The sequence below is a fragment of the Blautia caccae genome (genome assembly GCF_040095955.1).
Classification (GTDB): Bacteria; Bacillota; Clostridia; order Lachnospirales; family Lachnospiraceae; genus Blautia; species Blautia celeris.
The window spans coordinates 16,720-35,867 of record NZ_JBBMFP010000021.1; the positions used below are offsets into that span (position 1 = coordinate 16,720).

General features: G+C 46.4%; 13 protein-coding genes and 1 CRISPR repeat array (1 of these 14 running past the window's edge). Of the genes, 11 read left to right on the top strand and 2 right to left on the bottom strand.

From position 1 onward, the window contains the following. A CRISPR array of direct repeats spans positions 1 to 2,355; the repeat unit is 32 nt; unit sequence GTCACCACCTTCGCGGTGGTGTGGATTGAAAT (it extends 2,027 nt beyond the left edge of the window). 103 nt (positions 2,356 to 2,458) lie between these two features. After that, a complete protein-coding gene (locus tag WMO65_RS19585) occupies positions 2,459 to 4,183 on the top strand; it encodes an AAA family ATPase (RefSeq protein ID WP_148393334.1) in 1,725 nt (574 codons plus the stop codon). A 281-nt stretch (positions 4,184 to 4,464) separates the two neighbouring features. Here the strand turns inward: WMO65_RS19585 and WMO65_RS19590 are convergent, their stop codons facing one another. Next, entirely contained in the window at positions 4,465 to 5,823 is a 1,359-nt protein-coding gene (locus WMO65_RS19590; RefSeq protein WP_148393346.1) for an MATE family efflux transporter, read from the bottom strand. Positions 5,824 to 5,964: 141 nt separating this feature from the next. Next, entirely contained in the window at positions 5,965 to 6,705 is a 741-nt protein-coding gene (locus WMO65_RS19595) for a lysophospholipid acyltransferase family protein (protein ID WP_103731459.1), read from the bottom strand. 411 nt (positions 6,706 to 7,116) lie between these two features. Here WMO65_RS19595 and WMO65_RS19600 point away from each other — a divergent pair, with 411 nt between their 5' ends. The 10 genes from WMO65_RS19600 to WMO65_RS19645 all read left to right on the top strand — a co-directional run bounded on the left by WMO65_RS19600 (position 7,117) and on the right by WMO65_RS19645 (position 19,131). Next, positions 7,117 to 8,514: an MATE family efflux transporter gene (locus WMO65_RS19600; RefSeq protein ID WP_081960410.1), complete on the top strand. Its 1,398-nt coding sequence runs from the start codon at positions 7,117 to 7,119 to the stop codon at positions 8,512 to 8,514. Between the two features lie 292 nt (positions 8,515 to 8,806). Then, a complete protein-coding gene (locus WMO65_RS19605) occupies positions 8,807 to 9,901 on the top strand; it encodes a LacI family DNA-binding transcriptional regulator (RefSeq protein WP_033141986.1) in 1,095 nt (364 codons plus the stop codon). 20 nt (positions 9,902 to 9,921) lie between these two features. Next, on the top strand, positions 9,922 to 11,292 hold the full coding sequence (locus WMO65_RS19610; RefSeq protein ID WP_118743673.1) for an ABC transporter substrate-binding protein: 1,371 nt from the start codon (positions 9,922 to 9,924) through the stop codon (positions 11,290 to 11,292). A gap of 74 nt (positions 11,293 to 11,366) precedes the next feature. After that, positions 11,367 to 12,302 carry a carbohydrate ABC transporter permease gene (locus WMO65_RS19615; protein ID WP_243107824.1) on the top strand — a complete coding sequence of 312 codons (936 nt, stop codon included), beginning with the start codon at positions 11,367 to 11,369 and terminating at the stop codon, positions 12,300 to 12,302. Next, positions 12,299 to 13,183: a carbohydrate ABC transporter permease gene (locus tag WMO65_RS19620; protein WP_103731460.1), complete on the top strand. Its 885-nt coding sequence runs from the start codon at positions 12,299 to 12,301 to the stop codon at positions 13,181 to 13,183. Before WMO65_RS19615 ends, WMO65_RS19620 begins: the two co-directional genes overlap by 4 nt. A 25-nt stretch (positions 13,184 to 13,208) precedes the next feature. Further along, complete coding sequence (locus tag WMO65_RS19625; protein WP_187370660.1) at positions 13,209 to 15,251, top strand: beta-galactosidase; 2,043 nt, start codon at positions 13,209 to 13,211, stop codon at positions 15,249 to 15,251. A gap of 204 nt (positions 15,252 to 15,455) precedes the next feature. Then, positions 15,456 to 15,866, top strand: coding sequence for a protease complex subunit PrcB family protein (locus tag WMO65_RS19630; protein ID WP_018595706.1), 411 nt, complete (start codon positions 15,456 to 15,458; stop codon positions 15,864 to 15,866). 15 nt (positions 15,867 to 15,881) lie between these two features. Next, entirely contained in the window at positions 15,882 to 17,441 is a 1,560-nt protein-coding gene (locus WMO65_RS19635; RefSeq protein ID WP_033141989.1) for a DUF3794 and LysM peptidoglycan-binding domain-containing protein, read from the top strand. A 113-nt stretch (positions 17,442 to 17,554) separates the two neighbouring features. Continuing rightward, complete coding sequence (gene ispE, locus WMO65_RS19640; protein WP_255786244.1) at positions 17,555 to 18,460, top strand: 4-(cytidine 5'-diphospho)-2-C-methyl-D-erythritol kinase; 906 nt, start codon at positions 17,555 to 17,557, stop codon at positions 18,458 to 18,460. Next, positions 18,457 to 19,131, top strand: a complete 675-nt coding sequence (locus tag WMO65_RS19645; protein ID WP_033141991.1) for a GntR family transcriptional regulator — start codon at positions 18,457 to 18,459, stop codon at positions 19,129 to 19,131. The genes ispE and WMO65_RS19645 overlap by 4 nt, the downstream gene beginning before the upstream one ends. Positions 19,132 to 19,148 lie beyond the last annotated feature (17 nt).

Genomic DNA, 19,148 nt, shown 5'->3' on the forward strand with positions numbered 1-19,148 from the left:
TATACGGAGGCGGCAGGGTCACCACCTTCGCGGTGGTGTGGATTGAAATTCTTTGACTTTATCCCAGTTTTTATACAGAGCGAGTCACCACCTTCGCGGTGGTGTGGATTGAAATCTGCACAGAGAACCGAATGAGGATGATGTCAATGTCACCACCTTCGCGGTGGTGTGGATTGAAATATCTATGAATAACGTGATTTCGCTTTCCTTTACTGTCACCACCTTCGCGGTGGTGTGGATTGAAATTGGATCAGGTGCTGGGTCTGGTTCGGGTTCCGGGTCACCACCTTCGCGGTGGTGTGGATTGAAATAACATCATCATATGACGGCTCATGTTTTTGCTTTGTCACCACCTTCGCGGTGGTGTGGATTGAAATCTCTGTCAATTCGTTCATAAATTGATTGTGAAATGTCACCACCTTCGCGGTGGTGTGGATTGAAATGCAAGAGTTTTGTCAAGTGTCTCTTTGTCTGCTACGTCACCACCTTCGCGGTGGTGTGGATTGAAATCTCAATGGGATATAAACTTGCAGGTTTTGATGTGTCACCACCTTCGCGGTGGTGTGGATTGAAATCGCCTGCACCCAATTTATACCGGAGAGAGCCAGGGTCACCACCTTCGCGGTGGTGTGGATTGAAATTGTGCAGGAAAGCTGTAAGGTATCGGTTCCCTGGTCACCACCTTCGCGGTGGTGTGGATTGAAATATTCGCCAGTGTGCTTGTGGGGCTGCTGGGAGGGGTCACCACCTTCGCGGTGGTGTGGATTGAAATTGATGGCTGGACATTCAAATCACTTTCTGATTTGGTCACCACCTTCGCGGTGGTGTGGATTGAAATGCATTACTGGACGCCGCTGCAAGGATATCTGCAGTCACCACCTTCGCGGTGGTGTGGATTGAAATGAGAAATCATCTTTAAAAACGCACTTCCTTTTTTGTCACCACCTTCGCGGTGGTGTGGATTGAAATCATTTGTGCTCTTTGTAAATCGCTATACTGCTCAGTCACCACCTTCGCGGTGGTGTGGATTGAAATAGTGGTATGCACATGCACCACACCATTGATATAGGTCACCACCTTCGCGGTGGTGTGGATTGAAATAAGGAATGGGTAAAACAGCATGGAAAAGTTTTGAGTCACCACCTTCGCGGTGGTGTGGATTGAAATCCATTCTGCATCCCGTTCGATTTGATAGACGCTGTCACCACCTTCGCGGTGGTGTGGATTGAAATTGACAGAACACACGTTATGCTTAATACTACGGGTCACCACCTTCGCGGTGGTGTGGATTGAAATATGCGGAACTATGAGAGACCGAGAGTACCGGAACTGTCACCACCTTCGCGGTGGTGTGGATTGAAATCGAGGGTGACGTTGTTATTGTCCGTCGACAGGACGTCACCACCTTCGCGGTGGTGTGGATTGAAATTTATGCGGGAGTGTAACACAAAAAATATGCCTGTCGTCACCACCTTCGCGGTGGTGTGGATTGAAATGACGCCAAACGCACCAAGCAGCCCTTGCAGTTCCGGTCACCACCTTCGCGGTGGTGTGGATTGAAATCGGTATTACAGGAAGTGCGATGTCCGGCAATACTCCAGTCACCACCTTCGCGGTGGTGTGGATTGAAATTCGTTGGCATAGATACCGACCTGGTATCCGGCAGCGTCACCACCTTCGCGGTGGTGTGGATTGAAATTGAACCAAAATCTTATCGGTATGTCCATACTCAGTCACCACCTTCGCGGTGGTGTGGATTGAAATCGGAAGTAAGACAAAAGCTGATCGGCTTTTTCTGTCACCACCTTCGCGGTGGTGTGGATTGAAATAGAACTGGATATTAAAAGAATTGCCCGGCTCCATGGTCACCACCTTCGCGGTGGTGTGGATTGAAATATTGGATACCAGACTTTAACACTGCAAAACAAAGTCACCACCTTCGCGGTGGAGGGGATTGAAATCTCCCTAAAATTAGGATATAATCAATAGGATTATGTCACCATCTTCGCGGTGGTGTGGATTGAAATCAGGTCCAGTCAACGGCAGACTGCCAGATGAAAGTCACCACCTTCGCGGTGGTGTGGATTGAAATAATGTGCCAATTACAACGAGGAGGGTTTGCCATAGTCACCACCTTCGCGGTGGTGTGGATTGAAATTCGGCCATATTATACCTTCTTCCCGTGGAATATGTCACCACCTTCGCGGTGGTGTGGATTGAAATATTATAGGTGGACAGAATATATTAAACAGCATAAGTCACCACCTTCACAGTGGTGTGGATTGAAATAGGAATCGGTCATGATTCTGGCATATATTACTACGTCGCCATCTACGTGGTGGTGTGGATTGAAATGTCTTGCCTCTATCAAAGAAAAGTTTGAATTTTGTCATCACCTGCGCAATAGCGTGAATTCAAATTTAGTGGCCAGACCTTGCAGAAAGAGGTGAGCATAAAGATGAATACAGCAATAAAAAAGAAACTCCCAATTGGAATAGAGAACTTTGAAAAAATTCGGACAGAAGATTTTTATTATATTGATAAAACAGGTCTGATCAAAGACCTTCTATATAATTGGGGAGAAGTAAATCTCTTTACACGCCCCAGACGTTTTGGCAAATCCCTTAACATGAGTATGTTGAAAAGCTTTTTGGACATTGAGGGTGACATAACATATACAGAAAAGTTATTTAATGGATTGGAAATTTCAAAAGAAACAAGCCTTTGCAAAGAATATATGGGCGCATTTCCAGTTATTTCAATTAGCTTGAAAGGCGTAAACGGCATAGATTTTGCAGCTGCGCGGGATATGATGCGTTCCATTATTGGGAATGAAGCGCTGAGGTTCTATTTTTTATCCGAAAGCAATAACCTGAACGAGAAAGAAAAAATGCAGTACAATCAGTTGACTGCAGTGGATGAAAGCAACAGGCAGGGTTTTACTATGTCAGACACGCTGCTGATGGGAAGTCTGAAGACGTTATCCATGCTGCTGCAGAAACATTATGGCAAAAAAGTCATTATACTGATTGACGAGTATGATGTCCCCCTGGCAAAGGCCTTTGATAATGGCTATTATGAAGAGATGATTATGCTGATACGCAATCTGTTTGAGCAGGTATTAAAAACTAACGACAGCCTGCAGTTTGCTGTGTTAACAGGCTGTCTGCGGGTGTCAAAGGAAAGCATTTTTACCGGGCTGAATAATATGAAAGTGCTTTCCATCACGGATGTCCGGTTTGATGAATACTTTGGATTTACAGATAAAGAAGTAAGAGAACTTTTGGAATACTATGGACTTACTGCGTCCTATGAAACTATAAAGGATTGGTATGACGGTTATCGTTTTGGTGATGTTCATGTTTATTGTCCCTGGGATGTGATATGCTATTGTGATGAACTCAGATTTGATCCCAAAGTACAGCCAAAGGATTACTGGTCCAATACCAGTAGCAATCAGTCTGTCAGATACTTTATAGAAAATGCGGAAAGCAATACAACAAAACGTGAGATTGAGCGCCTGGTTGAGGGGGAAGCAGTTAGAAAAGAAATCCGGCAGGAATTAACCTATCGTGAATTGTACAGCGATACAGATAATATATGGAGTGTTCTGTTTACTACAGGGTATCTGACACAGCAGGGAAAATCTGATGATGATATATTTAACCTGGTAATTCCTAACCAGGAAGTGAGAAAGATATTTACGAGACAGATTATGGAATGGTTCCAGGATATGACGAAGAGAGATGGAGATACATTAAATATGTTCTGCGATGCATTTGAAAATGGTGATGCAGCAGGAGTGGAAATGTACTTTAATGCCTATCTTAGAAAAACTATCAGTATCAGAGATACTTTTGTGGGAAAATATAGAAAAGAGAATTTTTATCATGGGATTTTGCTGGGACTGCTTGGATTTAAGGATAGCTGGGGTGTATGGTCCAATCGTGAATCCGGAGATGGTTACAGCGATATACTTGTAGAAATTGAAGAAAAAGATTTAGGCATTGTGGTAGAGTTAAAATATTCTGAGGACTCCAACCTTGAGGCAGGATGCAGACAGGCACTGCGGCAAATTGAGGAGAAAAACTATACAGAAGAGCTAAAAGCAATCGGGCTAAATCACATATTAAAATTTGGAATAGCATGCTGCAAAAAGCGCTGCAAAGTTATGGTGGAATGAACCTCCGGTACTTTTATTTATGCTGTCTCTGAATAACATAGAAGAATGATCAATATTTTAGACTGTCTTAAAGCTCACGTAAAGATAATCAAGTACCATAACCACTGGAGATAGTTCCATCAAAATAAACGAGGATTCCCTCACCCCCATAGCGGAAGGGAATCCTCAAACCAATCTTAACAGCAGTGCAGACCCGAGAAATACCTGCATCCCCACTGACATAATCCCACATAAACCCAGGTCTTTCATTTATATCATATATGCCCGCATTCAGCAAAACTTCATCTTACCCCAACAGTCTCCCATCTCCTCCTCCATTTCCCCGTCAAATACCACCCAAACGATATCACATAATTGGCCGCCCACCCCATAGGCACAGCCATCCATGCCACTTGAATGCCATACACCGGCGCGAACACATTTGTCACGATCACCCGGATAGAGAGATTCACAAGATTAGCCACTGTAAAAGCCTTCACATCCCCGGCCCCGCGCAGCAGTCCGTCTGTGGATGCTTTCAGCCCGATAAAAGCGTAAAAGAACGAAAGAAACTTCACATAATCCAGTCCCGTCTGAAAAGCGGCACTTCCGTTTCCGGCGTCCAAAAACGCTGAGACGAACACATTCCCAAACAACTGATAGAGAATACACAGAAATGCCCCGGCACTCAGCACCGCTGCATAACACATCCGATATCCCTTATTCACCCGTTCCAATTGTCCGGCACCCACATTTTGGGCAGTGAAGGTGGACATGGCATTTCCCATAGCCAGCATAGGCACAATGCTGATAGACTCGATTCGCATTCCCGCGGAATAACCGGCCAGCACAGAAGCTCCGAAGCTGTTGACAACCGACTGAACCAGAAGAATCCCAATCTGCACAATAGACTGCTGGATAATAGAGGGAACCGCAATCCTTACCATGGAAAACATAAGCCCGGCATCATATACACGCCAGTGTTCATCTGTTTCATACCCCTTCAGCTTCCGCAGAAGCAGCCCAAACGAAATTACAGCAGACACTCCCTGAGCAATCAGAGTACCCACAGCAACCCCTCTCACCCCCTGCTGAAACCGTATGACAAACAACATATCCAGGAAAATATTCAGCAGAGAGGAAAATATCAGCAGATACAGCGGCGTCCTGGAATCTCCCAGCGCATTGAAAATGGACGCCTCCACATTATACATAAACAAAAACGGCAGCCCGGCAAAATATACAGCCAGATAAAGCGCTGCGTCCGAAAAAACCTCTCTGGGCGTATTCACCCATCCCAGAATCCGGTGATTCAGGAAAAGTCCCAGCGCTCCCAGGCAAATACTCACCACAAGGAAGTTGATAAGCGTGGTGAATACGGCTGTCTTCATTTTGCCTTTCTTTCCTGCGCCGAGACATTGGGAGATGATCACAGAACTTCCAATCCCTCCGCCGATAGCAATGGCAATAAATACATTTGTAATCGCATAAGAGGCACCTACAGCGGCCAGCGCCCGTTCCCCAACAAAATTTCCAACGATCACAGAATCTGCGATATTATAAAACTGCTGAAAAAGATTCCCTAAAATCATAGGCAGCGCAAAAAACAGCAGCGAGCGCCCGGGCGGGTCTGTCAGCATATTGTATGTTTTCTTCTTCATCATTCTTTTGTCCCTCTCTTCTGCGGCATTTTTCTTCTGTTTAATCCAGAAACGCTGCCTCGGTATTCCTTCTATAATAATAGAATAACCGAAACAGCGTTTTTTACGATAAACTGCAGTATAAACTATAAAATTTTACCTTCAGAAGTCTTCCCTGTGTTTCTTCAGCATATTCAAAATAGTTTCCTGTGTATACGCCCCCAGACGTTTTTTATCTTCCTTTGAAAGCTGGTCCGGATAAATGGGTTTTCCATACTCCACGATCACTTTAGCAGGTTTGATCTTAGGAAAATGTGCCTCAAAAATTTCAGCGGAATTGGTGATCGCCATAGGGATAATAGGACATCCTGATTTGGTGGCTATCTTAAAGCTGCCTTCATGGAAGGGAAGCATATCCAGTTCACTTTCATTTTTATTTCTGGTTCCCTCGGGGAAGATGCAGATGGAAACGCCGTTTTTCGCCTCATCAATGGCAGTCAGAATGGTCTTCATACCCGCTTTGATATCCTTTCTGTCCAGAAACAGACAGTGCAGGTATTTCATCCAGCTGGACAAAAGGGGAATCGGCTCCATTTCTTTTTTTGCAACATATCCGGTCAGATCCGGGCACAGGACATAGGTGAGAAGAATGTCAAAGAAACTTCTGTGGTTTCCTATGTAAAGGACTGCCGTGTCATGGGGGACATTTTCATGGCCGATGATTTGGATATCAGACCCTGTAATCTTAAGGACACATCTGAAAACTGCCTGGACAATGCGCAGGGAGCTGATGTCCTTTGCCCTCCGGTTAAATTTACCGATCACCCATTCAACCAGCAGGATCGGAATGGATAAAATAAGAAATCCTACAACTACAATGCATACAAGAATAAAGCGGAACATAACACTCACCTTTCTATACCGTTTGGTATACCTTACGGGGCACACTTGCTGTGCCATAAATTACGGGATGCCATTTATGGTATATGTTATTGGATAAGAAACCAGATATGCCGTAGGCATACCTGGCCGGAAATTTTATATATGATGTGACGTATCCAATACTTGGAACTTCTTATATTATACGGAAAACAGGAAAGGGATGCAAGCCATATTTAGCCCTAATATACAGAAAATACACAACTCCGGCCAAAAGCATCTCTCCATATACAGAAGTTTTTAACAAATCCTGTTATTCTAACGAAAATCCCCGCTAAAAATCGTCATTATATTCCAAATTATTTTCTTTACAAAGAAGATTTCCTGTAGTAAGTTATGTAGTATATCGCTGATTTTAGGGGGGCTTAGAGAAAAATGGGAAAGACCGGAGTGATGAAGAAATTCATCGGAGATAAAAAATTTTATAAGATGATCCTGGCTATTGCCATACCTATTATGATACAGAACGGCATCACCAATTTTGTCAGTCTTCTGGATAATATCATGGTAGGAAGAATCGGTACGGAGCAGATGTCAGGTGCTGCGATCGTAAACCAGCTTATCTTTGTTTATAACCTCTGTATTTTCGGAGGTGTGTCGGGTGCCGGTATATTTACGGCACAGTATTTTGGACAGAAGGATAATGAGGGTATCCGCAATACCTTTCGGTATAAATTGTGGATGGCTCTGATCCTGACAGTGGGCACTGTCATCGTTTTCCTCATTGGAGGGGAACAGCTTATCAGCATGTATCTTCACGGGGAGGGCAGCGCGGAGAATCTGGCTGCTACACTTGCTTATGGGAAACAGTACCTTTACATTATGCTGATAGGGCTTCCGCCGTTTATGATGGTTCAGGTATACGCCAGCACTCTGCGTGAGTGCGGGGAGACGGTTACACCTATGAAGGCCGGTATCACGGCCGTTGTCATTAACCTGGTGTTCAACTACATATTGATCTACGGAAAATTCGGATTTCCGGTACTGGGAGTGCGGGGTGCAGCCATAGCGACCGTTCTTTCCAGATATGTGGAGGCTGCCATTGTCATTCACTGGACACACAAGCATAAAGAGGTCAACCAATATATTGAAGGGCTGTACCGCACGCTGAAGGTCCCGGCACTGCTGACGAAGAAGATACTGATTAAGGGTACGCCTCTTCTTCTGAACGAAGCTCTCTGGGCGGCCGGGATGGCTATGCTGACCCAGTGTTATTCCATCAGGGGATTAAACGTGGTGGCTGCCCTGAACATTGCCAATACCATCAATAATGTATTCAACATAGTATTTATAGCCCTGGGAGATTCCGTGGCCATTGTGGTGGGACAGCTTCTGGGTGCGGGCAAGATGAAGGAGGCCCGGGATACAGATACGAAGATGATAGCCTTCTCCGTATTCTGCTGTACCGGTGTGGCTCTGCTGATGCTCCTCCTTGCGCCGCTTTTCCCCATGCTTTATAACACCAACCAGGAGGCCAGGGAGCTGGCGAAATACTTTATCATGGCAACCGCGGTGTTCATGCCGCAGAATGCCTTCCTTCACGCCGCTTACTTCACCCTGCGTTCAGGAGGAAAGACAATTGTCACCTTCCTGTTTGACAGTGTGTTCATCTGGGCAGTGAGTGTGACCATAGCCTTCTCTCTGAGCCATTTTACCCTGCTGCCCGTAGTGGCAATCTATATACTGGTGCAGATGGGAGATATGATAAAATGTCTCATTGGATTTATATTGGTGAAAAAGGGAGTATGGCTGCAGAATATTGTGGCGGATTAGAAAATTAAATACAGGGACTGCCCGGCAGAATAAAAGGCAGTCTGAAAAGAGGAACAGGAAATGCGGCTAGGCATATCCTGTTCCTTTTTCATGTGCGTCAAATATGACAGGGAATCCTGTGTGGACGTGTGACCACATATAGCGATATTGATAAAACATGGCGAAAGAAATATGATTATCCTATCAGAAGTCATAAAGATAGGAATTTTTACAGGCCTTATTGAGAAAATTGTGCACAATAAGCAAAAGTTCAGTTAATGGAACTATCATCACAATAATAAGGAGTAAAGACATGCCGTCCAGAAACACAGAAAAGCCTATAACAAGAAAAGACATAGCAGAATTACTTGGCGTATCTGTATCAGTTGTATCAAGAGCTCTGAACAACAGCGGGTATGTGGAAGAAAAAAAGAGACAGAAGATTATAAGGACAGCAGAAGAGCTGGGATATGTTCCGCAGCCTGTGGCCATGAGCCTGCAGGAGAGACGTACAAAGCAGATTCTTTTTTACTGCAAGGACCTCAATAATGAATTTAATCTGGAAATGTACCGGGGTATGTGCAAAACCGCTAATGAGCGGGGGTATATGGTCGTGATGAATGGTGTTCTGTCTTTTGCCAGGATTCGTGACACAATGATTGACGGAATCATAATGCCCAATGAGAACCTGACGGAATATTATCTGGAACAGGTGGGAAAGAATTATTATCTTCCCGTTGTGAGTGCGTCCTATTGCAATCCGGTGAACCTTCCAAAATCAGTTCCTTTGGTGGAGATAGACATGTACCGGGCTATGGAGGTTGGTATGCAGTATCTGTTCCATATGGGACATAAGCGGATCGCCTTTGGGTTCCCATATTCCACTACAAACCCTAACTCCAGGCTTCTTGCATTCAAGGAGCAGATCAGCCTGAAGTCTGACAGAAGATGGCAGGACTGGGTCGTCAGTGTACATTGGCTGGATAAACGGGATGACATCCGGCTTATGGCCTTCAAGGAGGATATGGAGGATAATTCTCTGAAAATGGAGGAGGACTTTTTTGCAAAAGGCGAGATCGCAGCGCAGCTCTTTCAGGAGAGAAAAATGGATGCCACGGCGGTCATCTGTTTCAATGATGAGTTTGCTCTGGGTATGATGAGGGAGTTACAGAGAATGGGGGTGAAAGTGCCCCAGGACATTTCCATAGTGGGTATAGACGGCACAAGAGCAAGGAGATATGTTACACCTCTTTTGACAACCGTGGATGCAAATCCACAGAGGCAGGGCGGCGAGTGTGCAAAAATTCTTATAGACATGATTGAAAAGAAGAATACAAAATATATTGTTCATCAATCAGTAAGGCTTCTGGAAGGAGAAAGTGTTAAGGATTTGAGAAGCAGACGTTAATGATATCAGGAGGAAAAGATATGAAGAGAATGAAAATGATGAAAAAAGCAGCCATTTGGATGCTGACCGCTACCATGGCAGCAGGGCTTACCGCCTGCGGAGGTTCCGGCGCGGAAGCCGAGGATACTGGAGATATCTCAGACCCGGAATCCGTAAAAGGAACCATCACAGTAGGCGGCTGGCCATCCGGCGATGATGCATTTAAGGCTGCTCTGGAGGGGTTTCACAAAGAATACCCCAACGTGGAAGTGAAATTCCAGTTTACAGATACAACTGCTCATCATCAGGCTCTGCAGACAGCACTTTCCGCCGGTTCAGGCGCACCGGATGTGGCGATGATAGAAGGAGCTTATGTTGCTCAGTACAGGGATTCTGCGGCGCTTACGAATTTAAAGGAAAAGCCGTACAATGCAGATGAATTAAAGGATGATTTCGTAGAGTTTAAATGGGACCAGTGCATTTCTGCGGATGGAAATGCTGTCCGCGCAATCCCATGGGATGTTGGTCCATGCAGCTACTTCTACCGTACGGATATTTTTGAGGAGTGCGGACTTCCAACGGACCCAAAAGAAGTGGCAGAGCTTATGAGTACCTGGGACGGCGTTCTGGAAGTGGCACGGAAAGTTTACATACCGGGAGAGCGCTGGCTCTTGCCGGATGCTTCCTATCTCTACTTTGAACTTTTCTGCAACAGGGATTATTACGATGAAGATCTGAACCTTAAAATTGAAAGAGAGGGAGACCTGGACTGCTTAAACGCTGTAATAAAAATGCGTGAAGAAAAATTGGACATGAATGTTGATATGTGGGGTACTGAAGCTACAGCTGCCTTTGGAGACGGGACCCTGGCGTCAGTATGCACAGGAAGCTGGTTCGGCGGATTCCTGAAGACAGATTATGCACCTGATGCAAGTGGAAAATGGGGTGTGACCACCATGCCGGGCGGCGTGAAGGCATCCAACTGGGGGGGCTCCTTCCTTGTGATCCCGGAACAGTCTAAAAATAAAACAGCAGCATGGGCGTTTGTAAAATACATGCTGGCAACCGCACAGGCACAGAATGAAATGTTTGAGGCAGTGGACTATTTCCCTGCATACAAACCTGCCTATGATGATGCAGACATTTACGGTAAAGAAGACCCGTATTTCTGCAGCCAGAAGACAAAAGAACTGTGGGTGGAATTGGCAAATGAACTGAAACCCGTCACCACGACTATGATGGACACCACAGCGGAGGGGTGCATTTACAGTTCAGTCAATGCAGGACTGGAAAAAGGACTTGGTGCGGAGGAAATCAGGGATTTGGTTAAATCAGATATTGAGAAGGCAACGGCAGAAGTAAAAGAACAACAGATACAGACATTAAAGGATGCCGGTGTCTGGGACAAATAATAAGATCCAGTCAGCCGCTGTACGGCCGGTGCCGCACAGCGGCTGCTTTAAACAGACAGGAAAGGAGAACGATTGTGAATACTGTGAAAAAAAAGACTGGTTTCCTTTATACTCTGAAGAAAAATAAGGTTGCTTATGCCTATATTGCGCCTTTTTACATTCTCTTTGCCATCTTTGGCCTCTTCCCCATAGTGGCAGGATTCGGCATCAGCTTTTTCAGGTGGGACGGTATCTCAGCCATGCATTTTATGGGACTTGATAACTATATCAACCTCTTTAAGGATACGTTATTCTGGAAGGCCATGGGAAACACCTTGTTTATCGGAATCATTGCCCATATACCCATTCTTCTGGGCGGCCTTGCACTGGCGTACATATTAAATTCCAAACTGGTCAAAGGGGAAAACATTTTCAAGACTATCTATTTTATGCCCATGGTAACCAGCTCTGTTGCCATTTCCATTATTTTTCAGAACTTATTTGGCAACAACTACGGAATCATCAACTGGTTTTTAGGTCTTTTCGGGCAGGAACCCATCAACTGGCTGGGTGGAGACGGCAGCCTGATCAAAGTTGCGGTCATCGCAATGTTTGCATGGAAATGGGTGGGCTGGAACATGGTGATCTATCTGGCCGGTATGCAGGGCATCAACGCGGACATATACGAGGCGGCAAAAATAGACGGAGCCAGCAACAGCCGCGTTATGTTCAGCATTGTCATTCCGCTGCTGAAACCTATTATCATCTTTACTATCATTCAGTCCAGCATAGGTATGTTCAACCTGTTCACAGAACCCTTCATCCTTACAAATTCAAGCTGGACAGGCGGTGTCAATAACGGCGGACTGACACTTATGATGTATTTGCTGAATAAAGCACCTCAGGGAGGAAACTCATATGGCTATGCCTCCGCGTGTGCTTATGTCATCACCATTATCATTGTGATCATTTCTGTAGGTGTCAACCAACTGACAGAAGACAAACCAAACGGAAGGAGGAAACACTTATGAAAATGCTGCTTTTTCTTATTATGGCAGTTGCACTTGTACTTATTATAATAGCAAAAGTACACCCTGCCGGCAAAAAGATATCTCTGTATATCGTTCTGGGTCTGATCGCACTCATCATGCTTCTTCCTTTCTTCATGATGTTTGTCATGGCCACACACACTACCAGTGAAATCTTTTCCTTTCCGCCTGCCATGTGGTTCGGCGGCAGTCTGTCAGAGAATCTGGCAAACATGAACCTGCTGGTGGATTTTCCGAAGTCCTTCCTCAATAGCTGTATTGTAACCGGCCTGAATACCATTCTTGTACTGCTGTTCTGCTCTGTGGGAGGCTACGCTTTTGCCGTGTATGATTTTCCGGGCAGAAAAGCATTGTTTGCTGTTTTACTTGCAACTATGATGGTTCCCTGGACAGCGGGAATCATTCCCTGGTTTCTCATGATGTCAAAACTGGGATGGCTGAACACATTTCAGGCATTGATCATCCCCAGCTGTGCCAACGCCTTCGGCATTTTCTGGATGCGTCAGTATTGTCAGAACAATGTACCTGTATCCCTGACAGAAGCCGCAAGAATAGACGGCTGCAGCGAGTGGACTATATTTTTCCGTGTGGTAGCCCCCATCCTGAAGCCGGCATACGCGTCTCTGGGAATCATGCAGTTTGTCAATGTATGGAATGACTTTATGCAGCCTCTCATGATCTTAAGAGAACCCGCCAAAATGACTCTTCCCCTGATGCTGAAGACCATGGTGGGAGACAGAGGCACAGACTACGGCGCCCTGATGCTGGCCAGTACCTGCGCGGTACTTCCCCTGCTCATCGCATTTCTGTGCGCATCTAAATTCTTTATGTCAGGTCTGACCGCCGGAGCTGTGAAAGAATAACAAATATAAAATTGGAGGATAAATAATGGAACTGATAAACGGACAAAAAATAACACTGGGAACCTGCTACTATCCGGAGCACTGGGATAAAAATCTCTGGAGAGAGGACCTGGAAAGAATGAAAGAATGCGGTATTGAAGTTGTCCGCATAGCAGAATTTGCCTGGAGCAAAATCGAACCGCGTGAAGGTGAGTTCACTTATGAATTTTTTAATAAATTTCTGGACCTGGCATATGAGATGAACGTTAAAGTCATTTTCTGCACCCCGACAGCAACACCCCCTGCCTGGCTCACGGAAAAATATCCGGAGACACTCAATGCAGCCATAGACGGCACCCTCTACCGACATGGCGGCCGCAGGCATTACAATTACAATTCCCCAAAGTACCGGGAACTGGCCAAGAGGATTGTAGAAAAATCCGCATCCCATTACGGTCCGCATCCTGCTATTATCGGCTGGCAGATAGACAACGAGATCAATTGTGAGAAAAGTGAATTTTATTCCGAGAGCGATACCGCGGCATTCCGCATCTGGCTCCGGGAAAAGTACAATACTCTGGATACTCTGAACGAAGCCTGGGGAACTGTCTTCTGGAACCAGACCTACACGGACTGGAGCCAGATTTACGTCCCCCGTCCAACTCCCAGCAGCAGCAACAACCCTCATCAGGTTTTGGACTATACCCGCTTCATCTCAGACAGTGCCTGCAGATTTGCTGCCCTCCAAAGCAGTGTCATCCGAAAATACAAAAAACCGGAAGATTTTATTACTACAAACGGAATTTTTTCCAATCTGGACAATCACCGTATGAGAGAGGAAAGCCTGGATTTCATTACCTATGACTCCTACCCAAACTTTGCTTACTGCCGTGACCGCTTTGATCAGAAGGAAGATTCACTGCGCGACAGAATGTGGAGCCGCAACCTGATGGAAGTCCGCTCCATCTCATCGAATTTTGGTATCATGGAGCAGCAGTCAGGCGCCAACGGCTGGAATACCGGTATGGCGGCCCCTACTCCCAAACCCGGACAGATGACCCTGTGGACCATGCAGAGCATAGCTCACGGAGCTGACTACATCAGCTATTTCCGCTGGCGTACCTGCACCGTAGGAACGGAAATCTACTGGCACGGCCTTCTGGACTATTCAGGCCGCGACAACAGAAGAATCGCTGAGTTAAAAGAGATTCACAAGAAAACCCAGTGCTTAAGTGAACTGGCCGGTTCTGTCTATAAAGCTGAAGCAGCTGTAATCCGTGACTATGACAATATATGGGACAGCCAGCTTGATACCTGGCACAATGCTGTAGAGTGGCAGAGTCAGCTGTCTATTTTCCGGGCCGCCCAGAAGACTCACACCCCTCTTGATTATGTATATTTAAGAGAAACCACCACCATAGAACAGCTTCAAAAATACAAAGTCCTGTTCTATCCCCACCCGGTCCTCATGTCCCCCGAAAGAGCATCCCTTCTGGAACAATACACAGCTCAGGGCGGCACTCTTATCATAGGATGCCGAAGCGCATATAAAGACATGAATGGCCGGTGCACCACGGATTGTCTTCCGGGTCTTTTAAAACCCCTGACCGGTACTGACATCCCGGAGTACACCCTGGTCTCCCCTGAGGATACACCGCCTCTTATCAATTGGGACGGCCAACTTTTGGAAGCCGCTGTTTTCAACGATCAGTTAACTCCGGTCCTCCCCAACGCCCAGGTCCTGGCGCTCTATGAAAACTGCTACTACGAAGGCACTCCTGCCCTCATAAAGAATACCATCCAAAAAGGCACAGTATACCACTATGGTGCCGCTTTCAACGAGCAGGCAGCGGAAGTTTTCCTTGAAAAACTAGACCTGAAGACTCCCTATGAGGCCCATTTCACTCTCCCCCCACAATGTGAAATAGCCCCCCGTACCAAAGACGGTACAACCTACTACTTCATCCTCAACTACTCCAACACCCCTGCCGTCATCTGCCTTCCTCACCAAAAGAAAGACCTTTTCACTCAAACGTATGCCCAGGGAACGATAACGCTTCCGCCCTACGGCGTAAAAGTATATCAATAACCTTCTGACAAAGTATCATTCCAAATACCAAAGCATGCCCGGTTTCCTGTATCTCCACAAAAACCGGGCATACTTTTTTTCTATCTTCTATAAAAGCAGTATCACACTACGCTGTCCACAGAAAAAATTCCTTGTCATATTCCCCTTTTCCTCCACATACACTATTGCTAAGAGCACCCAAAACCAAAGGCGGTCCCCCCAACATTGAAAAAATTAATCCTAACACTATGTTTCATCTGCCTCCTGACCCTCCCTCTGACATCCTGCAGCATAGAAAAAGTCAAAGCCCAGGACGGAGTCAAGCCAGAGTACACAGTGATGAAGGAAGAGGATTTTCCTGATAAAGTCAAGGAACTGATAGAAGAAAACAAAGAATCAGAATTCCAGCTTACATATCAGGACGGTTCCTATCTATACCTTCTCAAAGGCTATGGCAAACAAGAGACAGGAGGATACAGTATCCAAATTGAGGACTTGTCCCTGTGGGACAATGCCATCCATCTACAGACCACCCTAATAGGGCCGGAGGAGGACAAAGACCTAAAAGACGAGCCATCCTATCCATATCTGGTGGTGAAAATGAAATATCGGGAAGAACCGGTAATCTTTGAATAGAAAAGAGGGCTTATTGTGGAATTAATAACAAAACAGATGCGTATGATGCATACAAAATGTGAAGCTGTCAGCCAGATTACCTTTGACGAAGATTTAAATGTGCCGGATATCAAGCCGGACGTAGGCCGGATGATCCAGAAAAAAGGTGAGATCCATATAGATGATGTCCAGATATCCGAGGGTCACGCTTTCCTGACAGGCGCATTGATGGTCTATCTCCTCTATGTCAGTGACAGCGAGGAGCGTAAGATCCAAAGTCTCCTGGGTACTCTGCCCATTGGGGAGACCATGCATCTGGAGGGCCTGGAAAACGGTGACAAGGTCCGGGTAAAGTGGGACATTGAGGACCTGAGTGTCCAGCTTATCAATTCCAGAAAGCTGAACATCAAAGCCCTGGTCACCTTTACCGCATCCGTGGAGGAAATGCAGGAGACAGACTTGCCCGCAGGTGTGGATGCGGAGGGCATTTCCCAGAAAAAAAGGGACATCTCCGTCATGGGGATCGCGGTGCATAAAAAGGATACCATGCGGGTAAAAGAGGATATTGCCCTTGCATCCAACAAGCCCAATATCCACGAACTGCTGTGGAACACCGTGGAGGTCCGCGGCATGGATATCCGGGCTGAAAATGATAAGATAGGCGTAAAAGGCGAACTCTTCATATTTGCCCTGTACCGGGGTGATGATGACAATAATTCCCTGCAGTGGCTGGAGCACTCTGTCCCCTTCTACCAGGAGCTGGAGTGCGTGGGCTGCACTGTGGATATGGTGCCAAACATAGATGTGACAATGCCTCAGAGCAAGCTGGAGGTAAAAACAGACAGTGACGGGGAGGAACGCCTTATAGGCGTGGACGCTGTTCTGGAACTGGAGATGAAGATCTATGAGGAAGAGGAAATGTCCCTTCTTCTGGACGTATACACCCCGGTAAAAGAATGCGTCCCCATACGTGAGAACAGAAAGCTGGAAAGCCTGCTGGTAAAAAATAATTCCAAATGCCGGGTAGGCGACCGCATTAAAATGGAACAGAACCAGGGAAAAATCCTCCAAATCTGCCACAGCGACGGGAATGTGAAAGTAGACGACACCCATCCTGTGGAAAACGGCATAGAGGTGGAGGGCATTGTGCAGGTGAGAATCCTCTATATTATAGGGGATGATGATATGCCGTTCTATTCCATGGATGCCATGATCCCCTTCTCCCATGTGGTGGAAGCTCCGGGAATAGGGAAAAACTGCACCTATCACCTGCGGACGGATCTGGAACAACTGTCAACCACCATGATTGACAGCGATGAGATAGAAGTAAAGATCGTTATGAATCTAAATGCCCTTGTGTTAAAGCAGACAGACACAGGCATTATCCGGGAGATAGAAGAGCGGGAGCTGGACAGGGAGAAGCTCCAGAGCATGCCCGGAATTGTGGGCTATCAGGTACAGCCCCAGGATACACTCTGGGACATCGCCAAGAAATTCTACACGACGATCGAAACCATTGTGCAGCTCAATAATCTGGAAAGTGATGAGGTAAGACCGTATGATACCTTGATTTTAACAAAGAAAGTGGAATCGTAACAGGTGAAAGTGCAATCATAATATTTTTAGGTGTTGAAAAAAGGAGGCATATCGTATAGAATAAAGTGTATAAAAACGAATACAATATACAATAAACATTTAACGATTCGCCTTTGGGCGCATGGAAGGAAACACAGGAGATAAAGATGAGATTAAGGGCACTGGCGAAAATTAATCTGGGATTGGATGTAGTCAGAAAACGTGAAGACGGTTATCATGAGGTCCGCATGATCATGCAGACTATCAACATGTATGACCAGTTAGAAATTGATATCAAAGAGGAACCGGGGATTTCCATTACTACAAATCTGCCGTTTATTCCCACAAACGAGAACAATCTGGTCTATAAAGCAGCGCAGCTTTTGATGGATGAGTTCAAAGTGAAGAAGGGGATAACTGTGGATCTGCAGAAATTCATACCGGTCGCTGCCGGCATGGCAGGCGGGAGTTCGGATGCCGCCGCTGCCATGATCGGAGTGAACCGACTGTTCGGACTGGGGCTTACTGTGCGGGAGCTTATGGAGCGGAGCGTGAAAGTCGGTGCGGATGTTCCGTACTGCCTGCTTCGGGGCACTGCGCTTGCAGAGGGAATCGGAGAGAAGCTGCGTGCTCTGCCGCCCTGTCCGGACTGCTACGTGCTCATTGGGAAGCCGCCTGTCAGCGTGTCCACGAAATTTGTCTATGAGAAGCTGGATGCATCGGAGATCGTGCAGCATCCGGAGATAGACAGAATGCTGGAGGGGCTCCAATGGCACAATTTGAACAGGATTGCCGAACATATGGGAAATGTTCTTGAGAGCGTGACAATTCCGGCATACCCTGTGATCGAGGAGATCAAACAACATATGAAGGACCACGGCGCAGTCAATGCCATGATGAGCGGCAGCGGTCCTACGGTCTTCGGACTCTTTGATGACAAGGCGACAGCAGAGCAGGCCTGTGAGGCACTGCGCGAGAGCAAGATCGCCAGAACCGTTTTCTTGACTACAGTATTCAATAATGGAGGAAGACACAGATGACAACGGATTTGGAAATGCATATGGATGAATACCTTCCGCTGCGGGATGTGGTTTTCAATACTCTGCGGAGGGCAATATTAAAAGGTGATTTAAAACCCGGTGAGCGTCTTATGGAGATTGCCCTGGCTGAGAAACTGGGTGTGAGTAGAACCCCCATCCGGGAGGCTATCCGGAAGCTGGAGCTGGAGGGCCTGGTAGTCATGGCTCCCAGAAAAGGGGCAAAAGTGGCTTCTATCACAGAGCGTGACCTGAATGATGTGCTGGAAGTCAGAAAAGGTATGGAGGAGCTGGCCATCCGTCTGGCTTGTGAGCGGATCACCCCTGAGGAGCTGGAGGAGCTTGATAAGGTGGAGCAGAGGTTCCTGAGCCTGACCGAGAACGGGGATCTGACTGAGCTTGCGGAGATGGACGTGGCGTTTCACGATATCATTTATAAGGCCACCAATAACAAACGGCTGGTACAGTTGCTGAGCAACTTAAGGGAACAGATGTACCGCTACCGCATCGAATATCTGAAGGATATTGCCGTGCGCCGTACCCTTGCCCAGGAGCACAGGGCCATCTGCGAGGCACTGCGCAAGAAGGACAAGGAGTCCGCACTGAAATACGTCTATGTCCATGTGGACAACCAGCAGAAGGCCATCATCCGAAGCCTGAATGAGCAGGAATAATAATAGAAGAAATGGAT